The following is a 23,740-nucleotide window of genomic DNA, read 5'->3' as shown; positions in this document are numbered from 1 at the left end:
GTCCAGAGCACACCAACGACGATGGAAGAATCCACCAAATCCAAGGTTCAGGCCCAGGCCACCGCCACCGTGAAGCAGGCCATGGACCGGGGCAAGAGCTGGTTCGAGAAGCTCATCCCCGACCGCATCCGTATCGATGCCAACACCAAGCGTGCCGTGCCCGAGGGCGTCTGGGCCAAGTGTCCGGGCTGTAGCGCCATCCTCTATCGCGCCGAGCTGGAGCGCAATCTGGAGGTCTGTCCCAAGTGCGGGCATCACAACCGTCTGAGCGCGCGCCGTCGGCTGGAAGCCTTTCTCGATGCCGATTGTCGCGAGGAGATCGGCGCCGATCTCGAATCGCTCGATCCGCTCAAGTTCAAGGATCTGAAGAAATACAAGGACCGGCTCGCCGCCGCTCAGAAGCAGTCCTCCGAGAAGGAGGCGCTGATCGTGATGCGCGGTCGGCTCAAGGACGCGCCCATCGTGGCGGCGGCCTTCGAGTTCGGGTTCATGGGCGGGTCGATGGGGTCGGTGGTCGGCGAGCGCTTCGTGCGCGGTGTCGAGGCGGCGATCGAGCATGAGGCGCCCTATGTCTGCTTCTCGGCCAGCGGCGGGGCGCGGATGCAGGAGAGCCTGTTCTCGCTGATGCAGATGGCCAAGACCAGCGCGGCACTCGCCCGGATGCGTGAGCGCTCGCTGCCCTTCATCTCGGTGATGACCGATCCGACCATGGGCGGCGTCTCGGCGAGTCTGGCGATGCTGGGCGACATCAATGTCGCCGAACCCAATGCGCTGATCGGCTTCGCCGGGCCGCGCGTCATCGAACAGACGGTGCGCGAGCAGTTGCCCGAAGGCTTCCAGCGCAGTGAGTTCCTGCTGGACAAGGGCGCGCTCGACATGATCATCGACCGGCGCGATCTGCGCGAACGGTTGGCCGATCTGCTGGCGCTGCTGATGCACCGTCCGCGCTATTGCCGGACCGTGGTGCCGGTCTGAGTATGACGCTGACAACGGACATGGCGCGTTTCGCGACGCTCGACGACTGGCTGGACTGGCAGTCGAGTCTGCATCCGAGCCGGATGGATCTGGGGCTGGAGCGGGTCGGGGCGGTGTGGGCACGGCTGGCGCCGGAGCGCGGGCGTCTGCCCTGTCCGGTGATCACGGTCGGCGGCACCAACGGCAAGGGTTCGACGGTGGCCATGATCGAGTCGATGGCGCTCGCGGCCGGCTATCGATGCGGCGTCTATACCTCGCCGCATCTGTGCCGCTACAACGAGCGGGTGCGGCTCGATGGCGTGCCGGTCGCGGATGAGGCGCTGTGCGACTCCTTCGAGCGTATCGACCGGGCGCGCGAGGGGATCTCGCTGACCTATTTCGAGTTCGGCACGCTCGCCGCGCTCGACATCTTCGCCCGTGCCCGGCCGGATCTGGTGGTGCTGGAGGTCGGACTCGGCGGGCGGCTCGATGCGGTCAACCTGATCGACTCCGATGTGTCCGTCGTGACCAGCATCGGTCTGGATCACACCGACTGGCTCGGCGACAGCCTGGAGTCGATCGCGCGCGAGAAGGCCGGGATCTTCCGCCCTGGACGTCCGGCGATCATCGGTCAGCGCGACGCACCCGAGACACTGCGCGCGGAAGCCGCGCGAATCGGCGCGCTGGCGCTCCAGCTCGGGCGCGAACTCGACCATGCACGCACGACCGAGGGCTGGATCTGGACCGGGCCGGATGGACAGCGACTGGCGCTTCCGATCCCAGCACTGCGTGGTTCTTTCCAACTCGACAATGCCACCGCCGCCATTGCGGCTGTGCAGGCACTGCGCGAACGGCTCCCGGTTCCGGTCAATGCCATCCGCGCCGGTTTGCAGCGGGCACGTCTTCCCGGACGCTTCCAGGTCATGCCGGGCGCCGTCACCTGGATTCTGGACGTGGCTCACAATGGCGAGGCGGCCGAGGCACTGGCCGCCAATCTGCGCGATTTCGCCTGTCCCGGACGCTTGCGTGCCGTGCTCGCGGTGCTGGCCGACAAGAACCCTGAACGTCTGGTTACGCCGATTCGCGAATACGTGAACGACTGGTATCTGGCTCAGAGTGAGGACGCACGCGCTCTGCCGGTCGAGCAATTGAGCGCACGTCTGGATGGGCTGATCGGTGCGAACCGGCGCGGCGCCTTTGGGTGTGTCGCCGAGGCGATCGGGGCTGCTTTAGCCGAATCCGCGCCCGGCGATGCGCTACTGATCGTTGGATCGTTCACGACGGTCGGGCAGGCGCTTCGACATCCGGCCTGTCCGGTATAGAACGCGCGGCGTTCAACGCATAGGGCGCCGGGTCGAGGATCGGCTCACGATCGAGCATGAGATCGACCATGAGCCGTGCCGAGGCCGGCCCCATGACCAGACCGTTACGGAAGTGTCCGGCGTTGAAATACAGTCCTTCGATCCCCGGATAGGCGCCGATGTAGGGGATTCCGCTCGGCGAGCCGGGACGCAGTCCCGACCAGTGGTCCTCAATCGGCGTGCGTCTGAGCACGGGGAAGAGGTCGATGGCGTCGTGGTAGAGGGCTTCCTTGTCCTCGGCCGTGGTGCGTTTGACGAATCCGGCGTGTTCGAGCGTGCTGCCGAAGAGCACGCGCCCGTCGCGGCGCGGAATGGCATAGCGACCGGCGTGCAGTGTGATGTGATTGATCTGCCCCGGCTTGGCGTGGAACAGCAGCATCTGACCCCGTACCGGCTGGATGTCCGGCGGGGTACCCAGTTGTTCGAGCAGCTTGGCCGTCCAGGCGCCGGCGCAGATGACGATGCGCTTGGCCTCGACCTGACCCTTGGGTGTGCGCACGCCGCGCACCCGACCCTGCTCGACCAGCAGTTCACACACCTCCTCGCGTTCGCGCAGGTCGATGCGCTTTTCGAGTGCGCGCCGCACCGCTTTCGACAGCCGGGGCGGACGTAGCTGGGCGATGCCGGGCAGGTGCAGCGCACGCGCCGGACGCGGCCCCAATTCGGGTTCGAGCGCGTGCGGGCCGGGTTCCTGGAGGATCTCGATCGGCTGGCCGTGACGCGCGCCCCAATCGAGCGCCAGATCGAGATCTTCATCGTCCAGGACCAGCAGGCCGTTGATCGTGAACTCGGGATCGATCCCGGTCTCGTCGAGGAGCTGATTGGTCAACGTGGGATAGAGGCCCTGACTCCAGCGCGACAGCGCCGTGATCGGCTCAGGCACGCGCCAGGGATAGAGGGGCGAGACGATGCCGCCGCCGGCCCAGGAGGACTCGCGTCCGGTTTCGCCCATCTCGATCAGCGTCACCTCGGCGCCTGACAGGCGAAGCTCGCGCGCGGTCAGCAGGCCGATGATGCCGCCGCCGATGACCAGAACATCCCGCATCAGGTTTCCCCCATCGCTTGGGTTCGTTATGAGTCTTGCACCAGCTCGCGCGGCAGGGCGAAGACGACCTGCTCGCGGATGCCATCCTGTTCGATGACCTCAGCCGCACCCCAGTCCTTGAGTTGGCCGATCACACGCTCGACCAGGATCTCGGGGGCGGAAGCGCCGGCCGTGACGCCAATGCGCGCGCGGCCATTCAGCCAGTCGCGCTGGATGTCTTCGGGGCCGTCGATCAGATAGGCGGCGCAGCCCTGTTTCTCGGCCAGCTCGCGCAGCCGGTTGGAGTTGGAGCTGTTCGGCGAACCGACCACCAGCATCAGGTCGCAGCGCTGGGCCAGATCGCGGATGGCATCCTGGCGGTTCTGGGTGGCATAGCAGATGTCGCTCTTTTTCGGACCCTGGATCGCCGGGAAGCGGGCCTGGAGTGCGGCGATGATCTCGCGGCTGTCGTCCATCGACAGCGTGGTCTGGGTGACGTAGGCCAGCCGTTCGGGATCGGCGACGACCAGTGATTCGACATCGGCGGCCTTCTCGACCAGATGCATGGCGGCGCCGTCGGCGGCCTCGACGAACTGACCGAGCGTGCCCTCGACCTCGGGATGGCCGCGATGTCCGATGAGCACCACGCTCACACCGTTCTTGCAGTAGCGCGCGACTTCCAGATGGACCTTGGTGACGAGCGGGCAGGTGGCGTCGAACACCCGCAGACCGCGTGCTTCGGCGGCCTGACGCACGCTCTGGGGCACGCCGTGGGCGCTGAAGACCAGGGTGGCGTTGTCCGGCACGTCGTCGAGTTCCTCGATGAAGATGGCGCCGCGCTCGCGCAGTCCGTCGACGACGAAGCGGTTGTGGACGACTTCGTGGCGGACGTAGATGGGGGCGCCATAGCGTTCGAGTACGCGCTCGACGATGGCGATGGCGCGGTCGACGCCGGCGCAGAAGCCGCGCGGGTTGGCCAGTTCGATGGAGAGGGCGTGTTGGTTCGAGGTCATGGTCGTCAAGGATAGGCGATGCTGTCGGATTGAAACAGAGAGCCAAAGTAAGGTTTTCTGAGCTTTGGCTGGGTTCCTGCCGGGGCGGGCGGCTTGGGGTGCCGGCATCGGGGGGGCGCCGTGAATGCATCCCTGTAGGCTTGACGACCGCCTCCATGCGGTCGACACCCCCCGACGCCGGCACCTCAAGCCTTGACGTCCTCGCGAGCTGAGATGTCGAGCTTAGATGGCGCGTGCCAGCGCGGCGGCTTCACCGATATAGCGTGCGGGTGTCAGCGCCTTGAGTTCGGCTTTGGCCGAATCCGGGATCTCCAGGGTGTCGACGAAGGCGGTCAGGGCTTCGGCACCGATGCGCCGTCCGCGCGTCAGTTCCTTGAGCTTTTCGTAGGGTTGCTCGACGCCGTGACGACGCATGACAGTCTGGATCGGCTCGGCCAGCACTTCCCAGTTGGCGTCGAGATCGGCGGCCAGACGCGCGGGGTCGGCTTCCAGCTTGCTCAGACCCTTCTGGATCGACTGGAGTGCGATGCTCAGATGGGCCAGACCCACGCCCAGGTTGCGCAGTACGGTCGAGTCGGTCAGATCGCGCTGCCAGCGCGAGATCGGCAGCTTGCCGGCCAGATGCTCCAGGACGGCATTGGCGATGCCGAGATTGCCTTCGCCGTTCTCGAAGTCGATCGGGTTGACCTTGTGCGGCATGGTCGAGGAGCCGACTTCGCCGGCGATGGTGCGCTGCTTGAAATAGCCGAGCGAGATGTAGCCCCAGACGTCGCGACAGAAGTCGATCAGGATGGTGTCGAAGCGGGCGAGTGCGTCGAACAGCTCGGCCAGATAGTCGTGCGGCTCGATCTGGGTGGTGTAGGGGTTCCAGGTCAAGCCCAGCGAGGTGACGAAATCTTGGGCCAGCGCCGGCCAGTCGACCTCGGGATAGGCGACTTGATGGGCGTTGTAGTTGCCGACCGCGCCGTTGATCTTGCCCAACAGCGCGACCTCGGCCACCCGCGCGCGCTGGGCGCGCAGACGGTGCACCACGTTGGCCAGCTCCTTGCCGAGCGTGGTCGGGGTCGCCGGCTGGCCGTGGGTGCGCGAGAGCATCGGCTGATCGGCGTATTGGTGGGCGAGGGCGCGAAGCGATTCGATCAGGGCGTCCATCTGCGGCAGCAGCACCCGCTCGCGTCCGGCCTGGACCATGAGACCGTGCGAGAGGTTGTTGATGTCCTCGGAGGTGCAGGCGAAATGGATGAACTCGCTGACGGCCGTCAGTTCGGCATTCTCGGCGATGCGCTCCTTGAGGAAATATTCGACCGCCTTGACGTCGTGATTGGTGGTACGCTCGATCTCCTTGACCCGCTCGGCATCCGTGAGGCTGAATTCGGTGGCGATCCGGTCGAGCAACTGGTTGGCCGATTCGGAGAAGGGCGGTACTTCTGGGATGCCCGGATGGGCGGCGAGCGTCTGGAGCCAGCGCACCTCGACCAGGACGCGGTGATGGATGAGTCCGTATTCGCTGAAGATGGCGCGCAGGTCCGCGGCGCGGGCTCCATAGCGGCCATCCACCGGTGAGATCGCGGTGAGCGTGGAAAGCGGCATCGACATAGGCTGGCTCCAATCGAGGATCTTGAACGAAAACGGACACATAAAAAAAGGCGCCGCATCCTGAGATGCAGCGCCTTTTCGATATCACCCTCATGGGTGATTGCGGAATTTTTGGTGCCGAGGAGAGGACTCGAACCTCCACGAGCTTTCGCCCACATGGACCTGAACCATGCGCGTCTACCAATTCCGCCACCTCGGCAGTCACTGTTTGCGTTGGCTTTTTTGCCGCGCCCCCAGTGGAGACGCGCATATTAGTGAGACAGGACGGCCCTGTCAAGGGTAAACTAACAACTTTCTTCGCAACGATTCCTCTATAGTGACCAAACGCCGATCAGCCACACCTGCCAAGAGCGCGGACCCCCATCGCCAACGCGAGGCGAGGAAGTACGCTAACCCCATCCCGAGCCGGGAGTTCATCCTCGAAACCCTGGCCAATCATGGCGCGCCGCTCGCGTTCGACGAGATCGCCGCCGCACTCGCGCTCTCTGACGAACAGGACCTGATCGCGCTCGAACGCCGTCTCGGGGCCATGGTCCGCGATGGCCAACTGGTGCGCAATCGTAACCAGGCCTTCTGCCCGGTCAACAGTCGCGACCTGATCGCCGGGCGCGTCATCGGGCATCCCGACGGTTTCGGCTTCGTGCGGCCCGATGAGGGCGGGGACGATCTCTATCTCTATCCCAAGGAGATGCGCGCGCTCTTCCACGGTGATCGGGTGGTGGTGCGGGTCGCCGGGCGCGACCGGCGCGGGCGGCTCGAAGGCGCGGTCGTCGAGATCCTGGAGCGCAACACCCACAGCGTGGTGGGACGTCTATATAAGGAGAGTGGCGTCGGCTTTGTGGTGCCGGACCACAAGCGGCTCACCCACGACATCATCATCCCCAGCGACCGGCTCGAAGGCGCCGAGCAGGGGCAGATCGTGATGGCCGACATCACGGATCAGCCGACCCAGCGCACCCAGCCGATCGGACGGATTCGCGAGGTGCTCGGCGATCATCTGGCCCCCGGCATGGAGACCGACATCGCCATCCGCGCCCACAACCTGCCGGTCGAGTGGCCGGATGAGGTCATGGCCGAGGTCGCCGGCTTGAGCGAGGACGTACCGGAAGCAGCCAAGACAGGGCGTGTCGATCTGCGTCAGTTGCCGCTGGTGACGATCGACGGGGCCGATGCGCGCGACTTCGACGATGCCGTCTACTGCGAGCGCAAGCCCAAGGGCTGGAAGCTGCTGGTCTGTATCGCCGATGTCTCCAGCTATGTGCGCCCCGGCACCGCGCTCGACCGCGAGGCGTTTTCACGCGGCAACTCGGTCTATTTCCCCGATCGCGTCGTCCCGATGCTGCCCGAGGTGCTGTCCAACGGACTCTGTTCGCTCAATCCGCATGTCGACCGGCTGTGCATGACGGCCGAGCTGTATGTGAATCGTGAGGGTCAGGTCACACGCACCCGCTTCTTCGAGGCGGTGATGCGCTCGCAGGCGCGGCTGACCTATGATCAGGTCGCGGCCATGGTGGTCGATGGCGATGGCGAGCTGTGCGAACGCTTCGCCGAGATCCTGCCGCATCTGCACGAGCTCTATCAGCTCTATCAGGCGCTCCAGGCCGCACGCGCCGAGCGCGGAGCGATCGACTTCGACACCACTGAAACCAAATTCCTGTTCAACGAGCAGGGGCGGATCGAATCCGTGGTACCGCTGGTGCGCAACGACGCCCACAAGCTGATCGAGGAGTGCATGCTGGCCGCCAACGTCGCGGCGGCACGCCAGTTCCAGCGCAAGCGACTGCCGGGCATCTATCGCATCCACGACCTGCCGAGTCAGGAAAAGCTCAACGATCTGCGCGAGTTCCTGGCGCAACTGGCGCTGAAACTGCCGGGCGGCGAGAAGCCGACAGCGGCGGACTATGCCGCGTTGCTGGAGCAGATCAAGGAGCGTCCCGACCGGCGTCTGATCCAGACCGTGCTGCTGCGCTCGATGCAGCAGGCCATGTACAGCACCGACAATGCCGGGCACTTTGGACTGGCCTTCGACGCCTATACGCATTTCACCTCGCCGATCCGGCGCTATCCGGATCTGGTCGTGCACCGGCTCATCAAGCACCTGATCGCCGGCGGTACGGCCTCGGATCTCGATTACACCAAGACCGAGCTGCAACAGGCCGCCGAGTGGTGCTCGGGCACCGAACGGCGTGCGGACGAAGCCACGCGCGACGCCGAGGACTGGCTCAAGTGCGAGTTCATGCAGGACAAGCTGGGCGAGAAGTTCGACGGCACCATCACCAGCGTCAATTCGTTCGGCATCTTCGTCGAACTCGACGAGGTCCACGTCGATGGTCTGGTGCATATCACGGCACTCGACAACGACTTCTATCACTTCGACCCCATCGGGCACCGTCTGCACGGCGAGCGCACCGGCATGGTCTATCGTCTCGGTGATCGGCTGCGGGTGCAGGTGGCCTCCGTCAACCTGGATGACCGCAAGATCGATTTCGTGCTCGCCGAACCGATGGCCAAGACCGGACGTCGCGGGCCGAAGCCGGGCGGCGAGCCGGTGCCGGCTGATGCGAAGCCCAAGCGTGGCAAGCGACAGGGCGGGCCGTCGGGTGATCGTCCGACTTCGGAAGCCGCCGCCAAGAGCGACTCAAGCGGCCTGACCGATGCCGGCAAGCCTGCGCCCAAGAAATCGCGTTCGCGCTCCAAGCGCAAGCGTTCGTCCAACACTGTGAAGCGCGATGACTGAGCGCGCGCCCGTCGGGGGTATCCACAGCGTCCGTGCGGCACTGAAGTTCGGCGCCGAGGGCGTGGACGAAGTCTGGCTGGAGCGGGCGCGTCGTGACCGGCGCCTGCAGGAACTGGCCGATCTGGCGCGCGAGGCCGGTATCCGGCTGCGTCAGGTCGAGCGTGCGGAGCTGGAACGCGCGGCGGCCGGCGTCAACCATCAGGGGGCGCTCGCCTGGGTTCGGGTGCCGTCCTCGCGCACCGAATCCGACCTGGCGGCGCTGCTCGATCGACTCGATGTGCCGCCATTCCTGCTACTCTTGGATGAAGTCCAGGATCCGCACAACCTCGGCGCCTGTCTGCGTACCGCCGAGGCCGTCGGCGTCCAGGCCGTCATCGCGCCCAAGGACAACGCCGTCGGGCTGACGCCCGTGGTGTGCAAGGTCGCCAGCGGCGCCGCCGAGACGCTGCCCTATGTGCAGGTGACGAATCTGGCGCGGGTCATGGATGCGCTCAAGGAGCGCGGCATCTGGCTGATCGGCGCCGCCGGCGAGGCGAGCGACGAACTCTATGCCGCCGACCTGACCGGCCCGCTGGGGCTGGTGATGGGCGCCGAGGGCAGCGGACTGCGCCGCCTGACCCGCGAACGCTGCGATCGTCTGGTGCGTCTGCCGATGTGTGGCCAGGTGGAGAGCCTGAACGTCTCGGTCGCGGCCGGCGTCTGTCTCTACGAGGCCCTGCGTCAACGACGCGCCTAGCCGTCTTTTTCTGTCGACAATCACCTAAGTCCCTAAAGAGCAACGCCGATGCTTGTCCTCCGTGGCGCGCCCGCCTTCTCCGAACTCCGTCTCCAGAAACTGGCCGACCGGCTGTGCGAGCTGACCGGGTTCCCGATCCAGCCCTATGCCGAGTATGTGCATTTCGCCCAGGTGACGGCTGAACTCAGCGCCGAGGAGCGCGCCATCCTGGAGCGTCTGCTGCGCTATGGGCCGAGTCTGCCGGCGCATGAACCCGAGGGGCGCCTGGTGCTGGTGGTGCCGCGACCGGGAACCATCTCGCCCTGGTCGTCGAAGGCGACCGACATCGCGCACAACTGCGGCCTGAAGACGATCCGCCGTCTGGAGCGCGGCATCGCCTACTATCTGACCAGCGAATCGGCCGAGATCGACGGCCATGTGCTGGGCGCGGCGGCCGCCGTGCTGCACGACCGCATGACCCAGGTGGTCCGCTTCGATCTGGACTCGGCCGGTCAGCTCTTCGAGTCCGCCGAGCCGCGCCCGATGCAGCGGGTCGATGTCATCGGTGCCGGACGGCCGGCGCTGGAAGCGGCCAACCTCGAACTGGGGCTGGCGCTCTCCGACGACGAGATCGACTATCTGACCCAGAACTTCAGCGCACTCGGCCGCAATCCGACCGATGTCGAGCTGATGATGTTCGCCCAGGCCAACTCCGAGCACTGCCGGCACAAGATCTTCAACGCCGACTGGGTGATCGACGGCGAGCCGCAGACCCATTCGCTGTTCGCCATGATCCGCCATACCACCCAGACTTCACCCGAGGGTGTGCTCTCGGCCTACAAGGACAACGCCGCCGTGCTCGAAGGCTGGGAAGGACGGCGTTTCATCCCCTGTCCGCAGACGCGCGTCTACTGCGAGTCCGAGGAACCCATTCATCTGTTGATGAAGGTCGAGACCCACAACCACCCGACCGCCATCGCTCCCGATCCGGGCGCGGCCACCGGCTCGGGCGGCGAGATCCGCGACGAGGGCGCGACCGGGCAGGGCGCCAAGCCCAAGGCCGGTCTGTGCGGCTTCTCGGTGTCGAATCTGCGCATCCCCGGCTTCGAGCAGCCCTGGGAGGTCGATCACGGCAAGCCGGGACGCATCGTCTCGGCGCTCGACATCATGATCGAGGGGCCGATCGGCGCGGCGGCCTTCAACAACGAGTTCGGACGGCCCAATCTGACCGGCTATTTCCGCACCTACGAGCAGGCGATCCCCGGCCCGGACGGCCGCACCGAACTGCGCGGTTATCACAAACCGATCATGCTTGCAGGCGGGATGGGCAACATCCGCGACGAGCATGTCGAGAAGCGTCCCTTCCCGGCGGGCACGCCGCTGGTCGTGCTCGGCGGGCCGGCGATGCTGATCGGTCTCGGTGGCGGTGCGGCCTCCAGCATGGCTTCGGGGGCTTCGGCGGAAGATCTGGATTTCGCCTCGGTGCAGCGCGCCAACCCCGAGATGCAGCGCCGCTGTCAGGAGGTCATCGACCGTTGCTGGGCGCGCGGCGAGGACAATCCGGTCCTGTTCATCCACGATGTCGGCGCGGGCGGACTGTCCAACGCGCTGCCCGAACTGGTGCATGACGGCGGACGCGGCGGACGCTTCGATCTGGCCGCGATCCCGAGCGACGATCCGTCACTGTCGCCGATGGAACTCTGGTGCAACGAGTCGCAGGAACGCTATGTGATGGCGATCGCCGCCGAGCAGCTGGACGAGTTCAAGGCCATCTGCGAGCGCGAGCGTTGCCCCTATGCCGTGGTCGGCGAGGCGACCGAGATCGAGCATTTGGCGCTCGAAGACGCCGCGCGCGGTGAGCGCCCGATCGACATGCCGCTTTCGCTGCTCTTGGGCAAGCCGCCACGCATGCGCCGTGAGGTCGAGCGTCTGCCGTCACCCGGCGCGCCGTTCGACACCAGCGGCATCGAGCTGAGCGAGGCCATCGCCCGTGTGCTGCGATTGCCGACGGTCGCCGACAAGAGCTTCCTCATCACCATCGGCGACCGCAGCATCACCGGACTGGTGGCGCGCGAGCAGATGGTCGGCCCCTGGCAGGTGCCGGTCGCCGACTGTGCCGTGACCCTGAGCGATTACAGCGGCTACACCGGCGAGGCCATGGCCATCGGCGAGCGCACCCCGCTGGCGCTGTTGAATGCACCGGCCTCGGGCCGGATGGCGGTCGGCGAGGCCATCACCAACATCCTCGCCGCTGACATCGAGCAGCTGGGCGACATCAAGCTTTCGGCCAACTGGATGGCGGCGGCCGGGCATCCGGGCGAGGACGCGCGGCTCTACGACACGGTGCGCGCGGTCGGTCTGGAGCTCTGCGCCGAACTCGGGATCGCCATCCCGGTCGGCAAGGATTCCATGAGCATGAAGACGGTGTGGAACACGCCCGAAGGCGAGCGGCGCGAGATGACCGCACCGTTGTCGCTGATCGTTTCGGCCTTCGCGCCGGTCGAGGACGTGCGCGAGACCCTGACGCCGCAACTGCGTACCGATCAGGGCGATACCGACCTGATCCTGATCGACCTCGGCCGTGGACGCAACCGGCTCGGCGGCTCGGCGTTGGCGCAGGTCTACAACCGGATCGGCACCGAGACGCCGGATCTCGACGACCCTGAATTGCTCAAGCGCTTCTGCGCCGCGCTCCAGGAACTGCGTGCCGAAGGGCTGCTCCTGGCCTATCACGACCGCTCGGACGGCGGATTGCTGGCCACCCTGTGCGAGATGGCCTTTGCCGGACATTGCGGGCTGGACATCGATCTGGCCGCCATCGGCTCTGACGCGCTCGCGGCCTTGTTCAACGAGGAACTGGGTGCAGTCATCCAGGTGCGTCATACCGACACCGACGACGTACTCCAGATCCTGGAGTACCACGGGCTGGCCGAGTTCAGTCCGGTGATCGGTCTGCTCGACGACAGTGACCAGATCCGTATCTGTCATCGCTGCTGCACCCTGTTCACGGCCGACCGAGCCGATCTGCAACGACTCTGGTCCGAAACCAGCCACCGGATGCAGGCGCGGCGCGACGATCCCGAGTGCGCGGCTGAAGCCTTCGCGCGGATCGGCGCACCCGATCCGGGCCTGAACGCGGTCCTGACCTTCGATCCCGACGACGACATCGCCGCGCCCTACATCGAACGCGGCGCGCGCCCGCCGATCGCCATCCTGCGCGATCAGGGCGTCAATGGTCAGATCGAGATGGCTGCCGCCTTCCATGCCGCCGGGTTCTCCTGTGTCGACGTGCATCTGTCCGATGTCATCGCCGGGCGCGTGGATCTGGCCGAGTTCCGGGGCTTGGTGGCCTGTGGCGGCTTCTCCTACGGCGACGTGCTGGGGGCGGGCGAGGGCTGGGCCAAGACCATCCTGTTCAACGCCCGCGCGCGCGATCAGTTCCAGACGTTCTTCGAGCGTGCCGACACCTTTGCGCTCGGTGTCTGCAACGGCTGCCAGATGCTCTCCAACCTGCGCGAGCTGATTCCGGGTGCGGACCACTGGCCGCACTTCGTGCGCAACCGCTCAGAGCAGTTCGAGGCGCGCACGCTCATGCTCCAGGTCGAAGCGGCTCCCTCGGCGCTGCTGACCGGCATGGCCGGATCGCGGATGCCGATCGCCGTGGCCCATGGCGAGGGGAGGGCGGAGTTCCGCGATGCGGCCCATCTGGCGGCGGCCGAACCCTGGGTCGTGGCGCGCTATGTCGAAAACGACGGACAGATCGCCGAACGCTATCCGGCCAACCCCAACGGCTCGCCCAACGGCATCGCCGGACTGACCACCACCGACGGGCGCGTCACCATCCTGATGCCGCATCCCGAGCGCGTCTTCCGGGCCGTCCAGAACTCCTGGTATCCGGACGACTGGGGTCAGGATGGTCCCTGGATGCGGCTGTTCCGCAATGCGCGCGTCTGGGTCGGCTGATCGGGTGATGTGATCGAGTGCGGCGGGGCTTGTCAGGCTCCGCCAATATCGCTATCATTCGCCGTCTGTTCAGGGCGCATAGCTCAGCGGGAGAGCACTGCCTTCACACGGCAGGGGTCGGTGGTTCGATCCCACCTGCGCCCACCAATCAAGTCCATAAAAAAACCGGCTGATCAGCCGGTTTTTTTATGTTTGCGGCCTTGCATGCCGCATATCGGCTGGCGCTATGGCGTCAACCCTGATCAGCCCAGGTCGATGCCGATCTCCGTTGCGCCCGCCCGCGCGCCGAACACGCGAATGTCCTCGCGGATCCGCTCGCGGCAGGTCACGCCCAAAGCCTCGCGATCACCCAGCATGACGACGCTCAGGCGCAGATCCGGCTCGCGCAGACAGAGACACAGCCGCAACTCGATCCGCGCCCGCTCATGCGGCGGTTTCAGCCGCAGATCCAGGGTCAGCTCGAACGAGGTGGTCGCCAGACGCGGACGCCGTGTCCAGACGCTCATCAGAACGCAGTTCGGATCCTGGCAACGGCGACGCAGCGCATAGGCCAGTTCGCGATCACAGAAGACCCCGAGGGTGCGCTCGATCTCGGTCAGGTGACGCTGAGTCTCACGCAGCCGCTGCGGCGCTTCGATCGCGTTGTGAATCTGCCGGCGCATCACACGCCGCAGACGATCGAAGGACTTGGGCAATGTCCCGCTATGGAAGCCGCGCCGCAGAAAGCCGCGCAGCGTCTCGCCATGCCCGCCGATGATGGCCGGCTCGATCGGCGCCAGCGCCAGATGCTCGCGCCGCACCGCATAGAGCCCCGGCTTGACGTCCACCCCGTTGGTCGTGCGCGAATGATTGGCGGCATAGATCTTCCAGTTCTCCTTCAGCTCCCAGACCAGAAACCCCGCCAGCCCCGGCAGCAGCAGCACGGTGAGTGTGACGAAGGGAATGGCGATCCATTTCGGCAGGACCGGAGCCAGCATCTCGACCATGATCGAGGTGATCAGCGGCAGGAAGGGCAGCATCAGCTTGTGAGCGATGGTGACGAGCGGAAAATGCTTGATCGGATTGATCTGCGGTTCCACCAGGACCGTGACATAGAACTGGATCAGCCATTCCAGCACGCGCCACACCGGTACCAGCAGCGCCTTGAGCGCCAGCGCCATCCAGGACTCCCCGAGATGATGGCTCAGACGCTCCTCGATCCGGTGCAGCCCCTGCTGGAAGCGCCGCGTGACCTCCTTGAAGAACAGCATCAGCTCCTGGATCAGCCCGATCACCAGGGTCTGGTTGATTCGGCGCAGAAACTGACCGCCGGCACTGACGAGGTCGTCGAACAGACGCCGTCCGCCGGGTGTATTGCGGATGAGCACGCCCAGCATCAGCGTCAGCGCAGCCAGTGAGAGGTTCAGGTCGATCAGGCCGCCCTCGATGAGACTGGCCAGCCCGATGACCGGCAGCATCAGGAGCGTTCCGCTCAGGAAGGGGCGGAGCAGATTGCGGTCCAGTCCCCGCACCAGTTCGGTCTCCAGGATGCGCTTGACCGGGGGCCAGCGCAGAAACCGTCTGAGACCATCGAACAGCAGCAGTCGCAGCGTCCACCAGACCACGCGCCAACAGACCCGCACGCCGATGCGTCCGGCCCGGGTGTAGGCCAGTGCATTGATCAGGAGTCCGAGTCCCAGGATCAGCCAGAGGCTGGTCAGATTGAAGGTCGCCTCCAGGGTCGGCAGGATGCCGATGAGGACATCGAGCGTTTTGAGACCGAGAAAGGCCAGTCCGACCGGCAGGATCAGATGGCGTAGCGCCAGCCGGCCCTGGGGGGTGCCGAAGAGTGGTGCACCGAGTCGTTGCAGTCCCTTGATATAGATCTCGCCGGGGCGATAGAGACCGGGCAGGGCGCGTTCGGCACAGCGATCGAACTGCGCCAGCCGGTCGCCGGAGCGCCATTCGTCGAGCGTGAGATCGGGCAGACGCAGCAGATTGCGCGCCACGATGTCGCGCACGTCGGTGAACTTGAGATGACGCCGGTGCTCGATGACGTCCAGCAGCTCACGCAGCAGCTTGTTGAAGGCGACTTCCTCGCGGTGGGTGCGAGGGGTGAACCCGGCCTCTTCCAGGGCGCACTTGAGGTGCGGCTTGAGCTGGTGTTCCAGGTGCTCGGTGATGCGCCCGGAGAGTGCGCTCAACGGGCGGTTGAAGCGCTCCGCCTCATCGGTGGGCCAACCGAGCCGTTCCAGTCGATTCTGGACGGTGTCTAGCAGGCGCAGCGCCTTGAGATCGGCCTGAAAGGGCAGGATCTGGCGTGCCGGAACACGCCCGCGCGCGCGCAGCCAAGCGATGAGGTTGAGCTGATAGTAGGTGGCGCGACTCTCGATCAGCACGCGCTCCAAATCCCGGAACAGATCGAGCGCGACCGGCTCGCGATCAAGGATCGCGTCACCGAGCCGCTGGATCAGCGCCTTCAGATCGCGACTCATGCCGGGATTGAGCTTCCACTGCAACGCCAGCCGGTTGGTCAGCGATTCCTCGGCGCCGCGACGGCGCTGGTCGATGAGCCACAGCACCCGGCTCGCTTCGGCCGCGCCGACGACCCCCATGGACAGGAAACGCCGCCGCGCCACGGCCAGATGCGCGATGGCGGCGGCGTAGTGCTCGGCTCGATCGGCGTGCCGGGCGCGCCGGATGGCCAGGGTGAACAGCGGCAGAGAGAGCGCTAGGCGCAGACCGCGTGCCGGACCCGACGCATCACGGGGCCGGAATCGGTTCGACAGCGCAAGCAGTGGGTCCAGGACGATCGCGATCAGTGTCAGCGCCAGATCCTGAAGGCGCGCCAGCCAATCGTGTCGGCCGGGTCGCGGCGCCGGATGGAATGCCGCCACGCACCGGTCCATGAACGTTCCCTGGGGCTGGAATCCAGGCTGGAGCAGCGCCCCCCCATCCACGGCCGGCTCAGGCTCGAGCGCGGGTGAATCCGGCTTGGCCGAACGCGCCCGCGTCGAGCGGTGGATCTCCAGATCCGCGTCCGATTTGCCATAGGGAAATCCGGACGGCAGCAACGGCAGTCGGGTCGGATGTCCGCAGCGTGGGTCCGGACAGGAGGCTTCGAGCAGTGCCGGGAGCGGTCCATCCAGGCTCGGCGGCGGCAGATCCAGACCGCTGTCGCGGATCCAGGCATCGAGCGCGCGCCAGTCGTGGATGGCCGGAAAGAAATGACCGCGCGCACCCGGACTGAAATAACGCAGCCGCATGACCAGCGCGACGAAGGCCCGGCAGACCCAGGTGTCATCCAGCCCCGCTGGCAGCACACCATCGCGCGTGAGGACGTCGCGTACCTCGTCCAGGGCGATCTCGCCGATCAGCGCCCGCAATTGCGCCGCGCCGAAGCGTATGCTGTCGCGATCGCGATCACGCGCCATCTGCCAGGCGCGCGCGATCTCGCCCTCGAAGCGACGTGCCCAATACTCGCGCAGCAGGCCGATGAAATCCTCGTGCTCCAGGTGCAGCTCCAGCGGGATCGGCAGCAGGATCACGTACTCAGGCAGAGTGAGTCCCTCAATGACCACCAGGGCCTCGGGATTCTCGTATTCCAGCGCGCTCAGGAAATCCTCGCGCGACATGACGTGATAGCCGAGGCTGGGAATGGAACCCGTGCAGCCAAAGGGTTCGAGATGCTCGGCGACCAGGCGCTCGAGTGCACGCGGATGAAACAGAAAGATGCCTTCGGCCGGCTTGAAGACGCTCGCACGAAATTCCTTCGCGGCGGACTCGGCGGTTGTCGGCGGCGGACGGGACATGGCTCCAGGCACTCTAGGAAAGGCGTCGGATCTTGGAGTCAACGAGCAATCGGATGTCGCGCCAGCCGGACGATGGAGTGAGCGATAGCGCCAAAGCGCTGTTCGGACAGGGAATCGGGGGTATAATCAATCGTTTTGAACGGATCCGTCCCGGATTCCAGTGGCGCTGCGCGTCATCATAGCATGCGCGAGTCGGACTCCGGATGGGTCTCATTGCATTCATGGCCTCCCTTGGATAGCGAGCCCGCCCACTATGCACTATCGCGTCTTCTATCTCTTCGATCGGTCCGGTGAAGCCATCTCCTCGGCCAGTGCCGTGGAGATGAGCGCCAAGGCCATCTGCGAGCAGCTCCTGCCGCGCCTTCAGACCGAAGACGACTATCTCGGTCTCATCGATACGCAGGAGACCATCCTGCAGATTCTCTATGAGCCGTCCCAGCACCGCTATTGGGTGGAACTGCCGGTCGATGCCGCCAAGGCGTCCTATGGACGCTATATGGAACTCGATGCGCTCAAAGAATGCATCCTGACGCTGCCGGATGTCTTCGAGCGCGAGTCCATTCCAGGTCTGGAATACCGGCCCTGGTGACGGAGGTCTAGGGCGCGGCGCCGCCCGGTGGCCCCAGGGTGCCGCGCACCAGGCGCACGCGCCCGTTCTGCGACTTGCCGGCCCGGAAGTATTGGCCGCTGAAAAAACTCACCGACCAGGCGCGCTCCAGTCCGCCCGTGTCGACCGAGGACGACCAGTACAGCCCCGAAGGGGTGTTCGGAAACACCTGCGGATTGATCGCGGGGCTGTCGTGACATTTTTCGACAATGGTCAGGAGTTCCTCGCCGGTCGGCAGTCTCCAGTCGCCCCCGGCCTTGCCCGCCAACTGCATGGCCTTGGTCCAGGGATGGCTGGCGGGACGCCCGACACAGCCGTTGGATTCGGCGTCCCAGCGCTGACCGAGTGCGCAGCGCTGCCATTCGAGCGTCGTGCGCTGGTGCCGGACCACGGCCCCGTTCTCCAGCAGACTGAATTCGGCCGAGGGTGTGGTTTCGGTTTCGCCCTTCAGACAGGCATCGGTCGCGGGCAGGATCGGCGTGTCCTCCTGCGCCTGGAGCTGGGCTGGGGTGAAGTAAACGAGCAGACTGACGGCCAGGGCCGTCCGTATCCGGTATCGCATGATCGCAAGGGCCGTGAATCTGGGTTAGGATCGGCGCCGGAATCTCCGGCTGCGTCAGGCTCGTGTATCCTTTAACGAGAACGCGGCCAGTCCCGGCGTTCGGTAATGTCTCCAGCGAAATTCCATCTCTTTCAAACAGCGCGCATGAAACGAGGAACATAGGACCATGAACCAGCAGACCACCATGGCCTCCGAGCCGGATGTCCCCGCCACCATCGCCTTTCCCGCCGGCATTCCAGGATTCGAGCATCTTCAGCGCTACCGTCTGACGTATTCGGACACGGATTCCGGGCGCGTCTACCGACTGCGCGCCGAGGACGACGCGGAGATCGAGTTCACGCTGGTCGATCCGAGACTCTATGCGCTCAATTATGTGCTCGAACTCGATGATACGGAACAGTCCCTGCTCCAGGCCGAGGATCCCGAGCAGGTTCTGGTGCTGCTCATGCTCTGGAAAGACGAGACCGCAAGCAGCGGCATGCCGGGGCTGAACGCCAATATCGGCGGTCCCATCCTCATCAATGTCGTCAAGGGTCTGGGAATGCAGAAGATCATCGACAGTCCGCGCGTCGAACTCAGCATCTCGAACTGAATCCGTCCGAGTCGGCCCAGGGTTGAGGATTTCGAATGTCGCACTCGGCCGCTCGGGCTATGCTCCGCGCTCACTCGACACCGAGCACCCCGGCACGAGCGCTCGGTGTCTCCAACGCCATAGCGGAGCGCGACAGACCGTGAAGAACTTCCTGGAACTCATCAAACATTGCCTGACCGAAGTGCACGAACTCATGCCCTGGGATCTGGAGGAACGTCTCCAGGCCAACCCGGACCTGCTGGTCGTCGACGTGCGCGAACCCGATGAGTTTGCGGCCATGCACATCGAGGGTTCGATCAATGTCCCGCGCGGCATTTTGGAGTCGGCGTGTGAATGGGATTATGAGGAAACCGTGCCCGAACTGGTCCAGGCGCGCGAGCGCGAGATCGTGGTCGTCTGCCGCTCGGGCTATCGCAGTGTGCTGGCGGCTCACTCGATGAACGTCCTGGGTTACACCAGCGTCGTTTCACTCAAGACCGGACTGCGCGGCTGGAAAGACTACGAGCAGCCGCTCGTCGACGCCGAAGGCCGTCCGGTCGACCTCGACGAGGCCGATGTCTATTTCACCCCACGCCTGCGCCCCGAACAGCGCCGCCCGGTCTGATGACCGCATGTCCGAGTGTGCGGATCGTCCCACCGACAGCCAGCGTCACACGATGATCGCGGTCGCCGCCTATTATCTGGCTGAGCGGCGCGGCTTCGCGCCCGGCCAGGCCGAAGCCGACTGGCGGCTGGCCGAACAGGCGATCGACGCCATGATCGCCAGCCGTTGCCTGACGGGCCGCACGGATGACGAGACACGCGCCCGGCTCATCCGCAACGCCCTGGTGCTCCAGGAGACCGCCGGCGGGCGCGCGGTTCCAACAACATTCGATACCCCTTCCGAGACCGTCCAGCCTTGACCGACACCATGGAACATCGCGCACGCAAACGCTTCGGCCAGAACTTTCTCCACGATCCCCTGGTGATCGACCGCATCCACGCCGCCATCGACGCACGACCGGGCGAGCGTCTGGTCGAGATCGGGCCAGGGCAGGGCGCCATCACCCAGGGTCTGCTGACCCGGGCCGGTGCGCTCGACGTCATCGAACTCGACCGCGATCTGATCGAACCGCTCCGTCAACGGCTGGGCGGTCTGGGCGAATTGCGCATCCACAACGCCGACGCGCTCGACTTCGATCTGCGCACGCTCGCGGATTCCGAGGGCACGCTGCGGCTCGTCGGCAATCTGCCCTACAACATCTCGACCCCGTTGCTGTTTCATTTCCTCGACCAGCTCGACGCGCTCCAGGACATGCACCTGATGCTGCAAAAGGAGGTCGTCGAACGCATCGCCGCTGAGCCGGGCGACAAGACCTATGGACGGCTCTCGGTCATGATCCAGAGCCGCTGCGCGGCCGCGAGCCTGTTTCGCATCGGTCCCGGCGCCTTCAAGCCCGCGCCGAAGGTCGAGTCGGCCTTTCTGCGTCTGCGTCCGCTGCGACCGCTCCCGCACCCCATCGACGATCCCCGGCTCCATGGACGGATCGTCGCCGCCGCCTTCGGTCAGCGGCGCAAGACCCTGCGCAACAGCTTGTCCGGAGTCGTCGATTTGGACATCATCGAAGCCGCCGGCATCGACCCGAAGCGCCGTGCCGAGGAGCTGGACGTGGCCAGCTATACGCGGCTGGCGAATCTGGCTGCTTCGGCGACCGCTGACTGAGCGGACTCAAGCCGACCGTTCGTCAGCCGTTAAGGGGTGTATGCCCACCGTGCGCAGGAGCCGCCCCCCATGAGCATTCAAGCCCAGTTCTCGTCACTCGTCTCCAACAGCCTGACCCTCAGATCCCATACTCAGGTCGGCGCCCCGGCCGGTTCACCCTCCCTGCGCGAGCCGGCCGGGGCGCTCTCCAGCCTTCAGGAGAAGGCGCTCGGCGCCATTGCCCGCGAGATTCCGGGCATGGATGTGTCCGGGCTGAAAACGCTCGACCCCAACGAATACACCCCGGAAAAGGTCGCCGGCCGTATCACGGACTTCGTCGCCATGGGGCTGGAGAACGCCCGTGCACGCGGCAAGTCCGAGGAGGAGATCCAGGCGCTCTACGAGAGCGCCGTCAAGGGAGCCGAGCAGGGATTCAAGGAAGCCAAGGACATCCTCTCCAATCTCAAGGTGCTCGAAGGCAATGTCGCCGAGCAGGTGGGGGCGACCGAGAAGCTGACCCTCGAAGGACTGGCCAAGCTGTCGCCGACCCAGGCCAAGACCGGAACCGAGACCGAAGCGACCAGGGCGCCGAACACAACCTCCGGCGTGGCGGTCGCCGAGCGCTATCAGAACGCCGAAGACTTCAGCCTGAAGCTCAAGACCCGTGACGGCGACGAGGTCGAGATCAGCTTCAGCCGCAATTTCGAGGCTCAGGGAAGTTTCGGCTTCTCGCAGGATGGCGAAGGCAACAGCGCCGCCGTCCTGGATATCAGCCAGTCCGAGCAGACCGGCTATGGATTCAGCGTGAAGGGCGACCTGAGCGAAGATGAGCTGAAGGCCATCCAGACGCTGGTCCAGGACGTCGGCAAGCTGGCCAAGGACTTCTTCGGTGGTGACGTGCAGAAAGCCTTCGAGCAGGCGCCCGACGTCCGCTTCGACGCCTCCCAGCTCGCGTCCATGAACCTGACCATGAGCCGCTCCGAGAGTTACAGCGCGGCCCGTGTGTATGAAGGCACCCAGCGTCTGGAACAGCCCGAGTCGGTCCAGAACGCCGGCCGTCGTCTCGGTCACATGATGCGCGAGCTGCGCGACAGCTTCGAGCGTCCGGAGCTCGGCTTCCTGAACCAGCCGGATCAAGCCGCCAGCGAGATCATGCGCGGGCTCGTCCAGCAGGACAGCCGCTTCCTGGAGGCCAATACCGAGCAGCAAAAACGCTACGAGCAGAACCTGGAGCAGATCCTGAATGCCATCACCCCCGCGAAACCGGACGACTCATTGACGTGAAATTGAAGTGTGCAGCGACGGTCGAAATCGCTTAGGATCGGTCTGAACGACGTCTTGGGGAGTCAGACTCTCGGCCTGCCGGACCGATCCAGCCATTCAGGACGTTCAGTGCCGTCATACCGAGACGGTTCGAGTCCGGCCCATACTTGACGGGAGTTGCCTCGACCATACTCGGTGACTGAAATCAAGGAGACACTGGTGTCAAACCAGCCGATGCAGTCGCTCACCCACTGGATCCGCGCGTCCTGGGAAGTCCTGGCCCTGGGCCTGTTCGCTGCTACCTCGATGCTGTGGCTGGGTTCGGGGTCTCCAGCAGGCTGGGGTCTGGCGCCTCTGGTGCTCGCGCTCGCTTTCCTGATCGCCTTCCGTCAGTCTCGATCGCACGCCGCCCGGATCGCCGCCGCGCGTGCCGAGATTCAATCCAGGCTCGACCATCAGGGCCAACAGATGGCCGCGCTCGAACACGCCTTCGAGCGTCTGGGCATCGAACTCTTTCCCATCTTTGTGCGTCATATCGCGCATTCGCGCCAGCTCACCGAGCAGAGCATCAGCCATCTGGTCGTCGCGTTCAGTGAACTGGTCGCGGATCTGGAGCGCGTGATCCAGACCACGGGCGCCAGCGATCTGGAGGATCGCGCCATCCTCGGTCAGTTCGAGGACAGTCAGGCGACGCTGACCGAGGTGATCGCCGACTTCGAGGCCATTCTGCATCGTGACGCGGCGATGAACGACCAGGTCGATCGGCTGGCCGGATTTGGTGAACAGATGCGGCAGATGGCCCAGGACGTGCGTTCGGTGGCCGAACAGATCAACCTGCTGGCGCTCAACGCGGCCATCGAGGCGGCGCGCGCGGGTGAGCAGGGGCGCGGTTTCGCCGTGGTGGCCGACGAGGTGCGCAAGCTGGCCGGTTCATCGGCCAACACAGGCGCGCGCATCAGCGCCAAGGTCGAGGAGCTGGCACGCTCACTGGCCGAGACCCAAACGATGGTCAAAGCCTCCATGCGCCGTGCCGACGAGCTGGTCGGGGAGTCCAAACACAAGGTCGAGGCCGTCATGAAGCGTCTGCTACAGACGACCGAGTCGCTCAACGAGGACGCCCAGAGTCTGCGCGCACTCAGCGAGAGCCTGCGCGCGCGCATCGGCGCCTCCATGGTCGATCTACAGTTCCAGGATCGCACCAGCCAGATCCTCAGCCATGTCTGCGAGGGGCTGGACAGCCTGAGTGAGCGACTCAAGGTCACGTCCGGGCACGACCTGCCCCAGCAGGAACGCGACATCCTGGAGATCGACGATCTGTTGGCGCGCCTGCTCAAATCCTATAGCACCATCGAGGAATGCGATCTGCATCATGGCGTGAAGCAGCCACGCCACGAGTCGGCGGCCTCGGAATTGACATTCTTCTGAAACGGAGTTAGGCATGGCGAAGACGATCATGGTGGTCGATGATTCGGCCTCCTTTCGCAGTGTGGTGGGCATCGCGCTCAAGGGCGCGGGGTACGAGGTCATCGAGGCCTGTGACGGGCGTGACGCGCTGGCCAAGCTCGACGGCAAGAAGATTCATCTCATCGTCAGCGACGTGAACATGCCCAACATGGACGGCATCACCCTGGTCAGTGAGATCAAAAAACGGCCCAACTACAGGTTTACGCCGATCCTGATGCTGACCACCGAGAGTCAGCCCGAGAAGAAGGAGGCCGCGCGCGCGGCCGGGGCCAAGGCCTGGCTGGTCAAGCCCTTCCAGCCTCCGCTGCTGCTGGATGCCGTCTCCAAGCTGATCCTGCCCTGAATCCAAGTCCAAGGGGTTGTTTGCACAGTCGAGGTTGGGGTCAACTACCCCCGCCTGAAGGCGGGGGCTTGTGA

At 65.3% G+C, this 23,740-nt stretch carries 18 protein-coding genes and 2 tRNA genes; 14 read left to right on the top strand and 6 right to left on the bottom strand.

Annotated features, from left to right (window positions below; genetic code table 11):
* Window positions 1-81: 81 nt before the first annotated feature.
* Together accD and folC are read left to right on the top strand one after the other, a co-directional pair.
* Entirely contained in the window at window positions 82-975 is an 894-nt protein-coding gene (gene accD / locus ALVIN_RS07925) for an acetyl-CoA carboxylase, carboxyltransferase subunit beta (protein ID WP_012970806.1), read from the top strand.
* Window positions 976-977: 2 nt separating this feature from the next.
* A complete protein-coding gene (gene folC / locus ALVIN_RS07920; protein WP_012970805.1) occupies window positions 978-2,276 on the top strand; it encodes a bifunctional tetrahydrofolate synthase/dihydrofolate synthase in 1,299 nt (432 codons plus the stop codon).
* On the opposite strand, the gene thiO is transcribed toward folC, so the two are convergent.
* The 4 genes from thiO to ALVIN_RS07900 all read right to left on the bottom strand — a co-directional run bounded on the left by thiO (window position 2,230) and on the right by ALVIN_RS07900 (window position 6,147).
* Window positions 2,230-3,360 (bottom strand): glycine oxidase ThiO, encoded by a 1,131-nt coding sequence (gene thiO, locus ALVIN_RS07915; protein ID WP_012970804.1) that lies wholly within the window; start codon window positions 3,358-3,360, stop codon window positions 2,230-2,232. The two genes, folC and thiO, sit on opposite strands and share 47 nt — an antisense overlap.
* A gap of 26 nt (window positions 3,361-3,386) precedes the next feature.
* A complete protein-coding gene (gene ispH, locus ALVIN_RS07910; protein WP_012970803.1) occupies window positions 3,387-4,352 on the bottom strand; it encodes a 4-hydroxy-3-methylbut-2-enyl diphosphate reductase in 966 nt (321 codons plus the stop codon).
* Window positions 4,353-4,574: 222 nt separating this feature from the next.
* Window positions 4,575-5,942: an adenylosuccinate lyase gene (purB, locus tag ALVIN_RS07905; protein WP_043796116.1), complete on the bottom strand. Its 1,368-nt coding sequence runs from the start codon at window positions 5,940-5,942 to the stop codon at window positions 4,575-4,577.
* Between the two features lie 118 nt (window positions 5,943-6,060).
* Window positions 6,061-6,147, bottom strand: a tRNA-Leu gene (locus tag ALVIN_RS07900).
* Window positions 6,148-6,264: 117 nt separating this feature from the next.
* Between ALVIN_RS07900 and rnr the strand changes: the two genes are divergently transcribed.
* The 4 genes from rnr (at window position 6,265) to ALVIN_RS07880 (ending at window position 13,510) form a co-directional block, all read left to right on the top strand.
* Window positions 6,265-8,685 carry a ribonuclease R gene (gene rnr / locus ALVIN_RS07895; RefSeq protein WP_012970801.1) on the top strand — a complete coding sequence of 807 codons (2,421 nt, stop codon included), beginning with the start codon at window positions 6,265-6,267 and terminating at the stop codon, window positions 8,683-8,685.
* A complete protein-coding gene (rlmB, locus tag ALVIN_RS07890) occupies window positions 8,678-9,421 on the top strand; it encodes a 23S rRNA (guanosine(2251)-2'-O)-methyltransferase RlmB (protein WP_012970800.1) in 744 nt (247 codons plus the stop codon). Before rnr ends, rlmB begins: the two co-directional genes overlap by 8 nt.
* 48 nt (window positions 9,422-9,469) lie before the next feature.
* Window positions 9,470-13,363, top strand: coding sequence for a phosphoribosylformylglycinamidine synthase (purL, locus tag ALVIN_RS07885; RefSeq protein ID WP_012970799.1), 3,894 nt, complete (start codon window positions 9,470-9,472; stop codon window positions 13,361-13,363).
* Between the two features lie 72 nt (window positions 13,364-13,435).
* Window positions 13,436-13,510 (top strand) — tRNA-Val (locus ALVIN_RS07880).
* Window positions 13,511-13,605: 95 nt separating this feature from the next.
* Here the strand turns inward: ALVIN_RS07880 and ALVIN_RS07875 are convergent.
* Window positions 13,606-17,154 (bottom strand): hypothetical protein, encoded by a 3,549-nt coding sequence (locus ALVIN_RS07875; protein WP_012970798.1) that lies wholly within the window; start codon window positions 17,152-17,154, stop codon window positions 13,606-13,608.
* Window positions 17,155-17,407: 253 nt separating this feature from the next.
* Here ALVIN_RS07875 and ALVIN_RS07870 point away from each other — a divergent pair, with 253 nt between their 5' ends.
* On the top strand, window positions 17,408-17,743 hold the full coding sequence (locus ALVIN_RS07870) for a hypothetical protein (RefSeq protein ID WP_012970797.1): 336 nt from the start codon (window positions 17,408-17,410) through the stop codon (window positions 17,741-17,743).
* A gap of 7 nt (window positions 17,744-17,750) precedes the next feature.
* Here ALVIN_RS07870 and ALVIN_RS07865 read toward each other — a convergent pair whose 3' ends face one another.
* Window positions 17,751-18,323, bottom strand: a complete 573-nt coding sequence (locus ALVIN_RS07865) for an Lcl C-terminal domain-containing protein (protein WP_012970796.1) — start codon at window positions 18,321-18,323, stop codon at window positions 17,751-17,753.
* A gap of 166 nt (window positions 18,324-18,489) precedes the next feature.
* Between ALVIN_RS07865 and fliW the strand changes: the two genes are divergently transcribed.
* The 7 genes from fliW (at window position 18,490) to ALVIN_RS07830 (ending at window position 23,666) form a co-directional block, all read left to right on the top strand.
* A complete protein-coding gene (gene fliW / locus ALVIN_RS07860) occupies window positions 18,490-18,915 on the top strand; it encodes a flagellar assembly protein FliW (RefSeq protein ID WP_012970795.1) in 426 nt (141 codons plus the stop codon).
* 139 nt (window positions 18,916-19,054) lie between these two features.
* Window positions 19,055-19,519, top strand: a complete 465-nt coding sequence (locus ALVIN_RS07855) for a rhodanese-like domain-containing protein (protein ID WP_012970794.1) — start codon at window positions 19,055-19,057, stop codon at window positions 19,517-19,519.
* 7 nt (window positions 19,520-19,526) lie between these two features.
* Window positions 19,527-19,817, top strand: coding sequence for a DUF2934 domain-containing protein (locus ALVIN_RS07850; protein WP_012970793.1), 291 nt, complete (start codon window positions 19,527-19,529; stop codon window positions 19,815-19,817).
* A gap of 8 nt (window positions 19,818-19,825) precedes the next feature.
* Window positions 19,826-20,617 (top strand): 16S rRNA (adenine(1518)-N(6)/adenine(1519)-N(6))-dimethyltransferase RsmA, encoded by a 792-nt coding sequence (gene rsmA / locus ALVIN_RS07845; protein WP_012970792.1) that lies wholly within the window; start codon window positions 19,826-19,828, stop codon window positions 20,615-20,617.
* Between the two features lie 69 nt (window positions 20,618-20,686).
* A complete protein-coding gene (locus ALVIN_RS07840) occupies window positions 20,687-21,880 on the top strand; it encodes a DUF5610 domain-containing protein (RefSeq protein WP_012970791.1) in 1,194 nt (397 codons plus the stop codon).
* A 198-nt stretch (window positions 21,881-22,078) separates the two neighbouring features.
* Window positions 22,079-23,284 carry a methyl-accepting chemotaxis protein gene (locus ALVIN_RS07835; RefSeq protein ID WP_012970790.1) on the top strand — a complete coding sequence of 402 codons (1,206 nt, stop codon included), beginning with the start codon at window positions 22,079-22,081 and terminating at the stop codon, window positions 23,282-23,284.
* 13 nt (window positions 23,285-23,297) lie between these two features.
* Window positions 23,298-23,666: a response regulator gene (locus ALVIN_RS07830; RefSeq protein ID WP_012970789.1), complete on the top strand. Its 369-nt coding sequence runs from the start codon at window positions 23,298-23,300 to the stop codon at window positions 23,664-23,666.
* Window positions 23,667-23,740: the final 74 nt, after the last annotated feature.

The sequence above is a fragment of the Allochromatium vinosum DSM 180 genome, assembly GCF_000025485.1.
GTDB lineage: Bacteria > Pseudomonadota > Gammaproteobacteria > Chromatiales > Chromatiaceae > Thermochromatium > Thermochromatium vinosum.
The sequence above is the reverse complement of the archived record's forward strand: the minus strand, read 5'-3'. Positions and strand labels throughout refer to the sequence as shown.

Excerpts from the sequence above, each read along its gene's own strand:
- accD (WP_012970806.1), top strand. The coding sequence starts at position 82 with ATGGACCGGGGCAAGAGCTGGTTCGAGAAGCTCATCCCCGACCGCATC.
- folC (WP_012970805.1), top strand. The coding sequence starts at position 978 with ATGACGCTGACAACGGACATGGCGCGTTTCGCGACGCTCGACGACTGG.
- thiO (WP_012970804.1), bottom strand. The coding sequence starts at position 3,360 with ATGCGGGATGTTCTGGTCATCGGCGGCGGCATCATCGGCCTGCTGACC.
- ispH (WP_012970803.1), bottom strand. The coding sequence starts at position 4,352 with ATGACCTCGAACCAACACGCCCTCTCCATCGAACTGGCCAACCCGCGC.
- purB (WP_043796116.1), bottom strand. The coding sequence starts at position 5,942 with ATGCCGCTTTCCACGCTCACCGCGATCTCACCGGTGGATGGCCGCTAT.
- rlmB (WP_012970800.1), top strand. The coding sequence starts at position 8,678 with ATGACTGAGCGCGCGCCCGTCGGGGGTATCCACAGCGTCCGTGCGGCA.
- purL (WP_012970799.1), top strand. The coding sequence starts at position 9,470 with ATGCTTGTCCTCCGTGGCGCGCCCGCCTTCTCCGAACTCCGTCTCCAG.
- ALVIN_RS07875 (WP_012970798.1), bottom strand. The coding sequence starts at position 17,154 with ATGTCCCGTCCGCCGCCGACAACCGCCGAGTCCGCCGCGAAGGAATTT.
- ALVIN_RS07870 (WP_012970797.1), top strand. The coding sequence starts at position 17,408 with ATGCACTATCGCGTCTTCTATCTCTTCGATCGGTCCGGTGAAGCCATC.
- ALVIN_RS07865 (WP_012970796.1), bottom strand. The coding sequence starts at position 18,323 with ATGCGATACCGGATACGGACGGCCCTGGCCGTCAGTCTGCTCGTTTAC.
- fliW (WP_012970795.1), top strand. The coding sequence starts at position 18,490 with ATGAACCAGCAGACCACCATGGCCTCCGAGCCGGATGTCCCCGCCACC.
- ALVIN_RS07850 (WP_012970793.1), top strand. The coding sequence starts at position 19,527 with ATGTCCGAGTGTGCGGATCGTCCCACCGACAGCCAGCGTCACACGATG.
- rsmA (WP_012970792.1), top strand. The coding sequence starts at position 19,826 with ATGGAACATCGCGCACGCAAACGCTTCGGCCAGAACTTTCTCCACGAT.
- ALVIN_RS07840 (WP_012970791.1), top strand. The coding sequence starts at position 20,687 with ATGAGCATTCAAGCCCAGTTCTCGTCACTCGTCTCCAACAGCCTGACC.
- ALVIN_RS07830 (WP_012970789.1), top strand. The coding sequence starts at position 23,298 with ATGGCGAAGACGATCATGGTGGTCGATGATTCGGCCTCCTTTCGCAGT.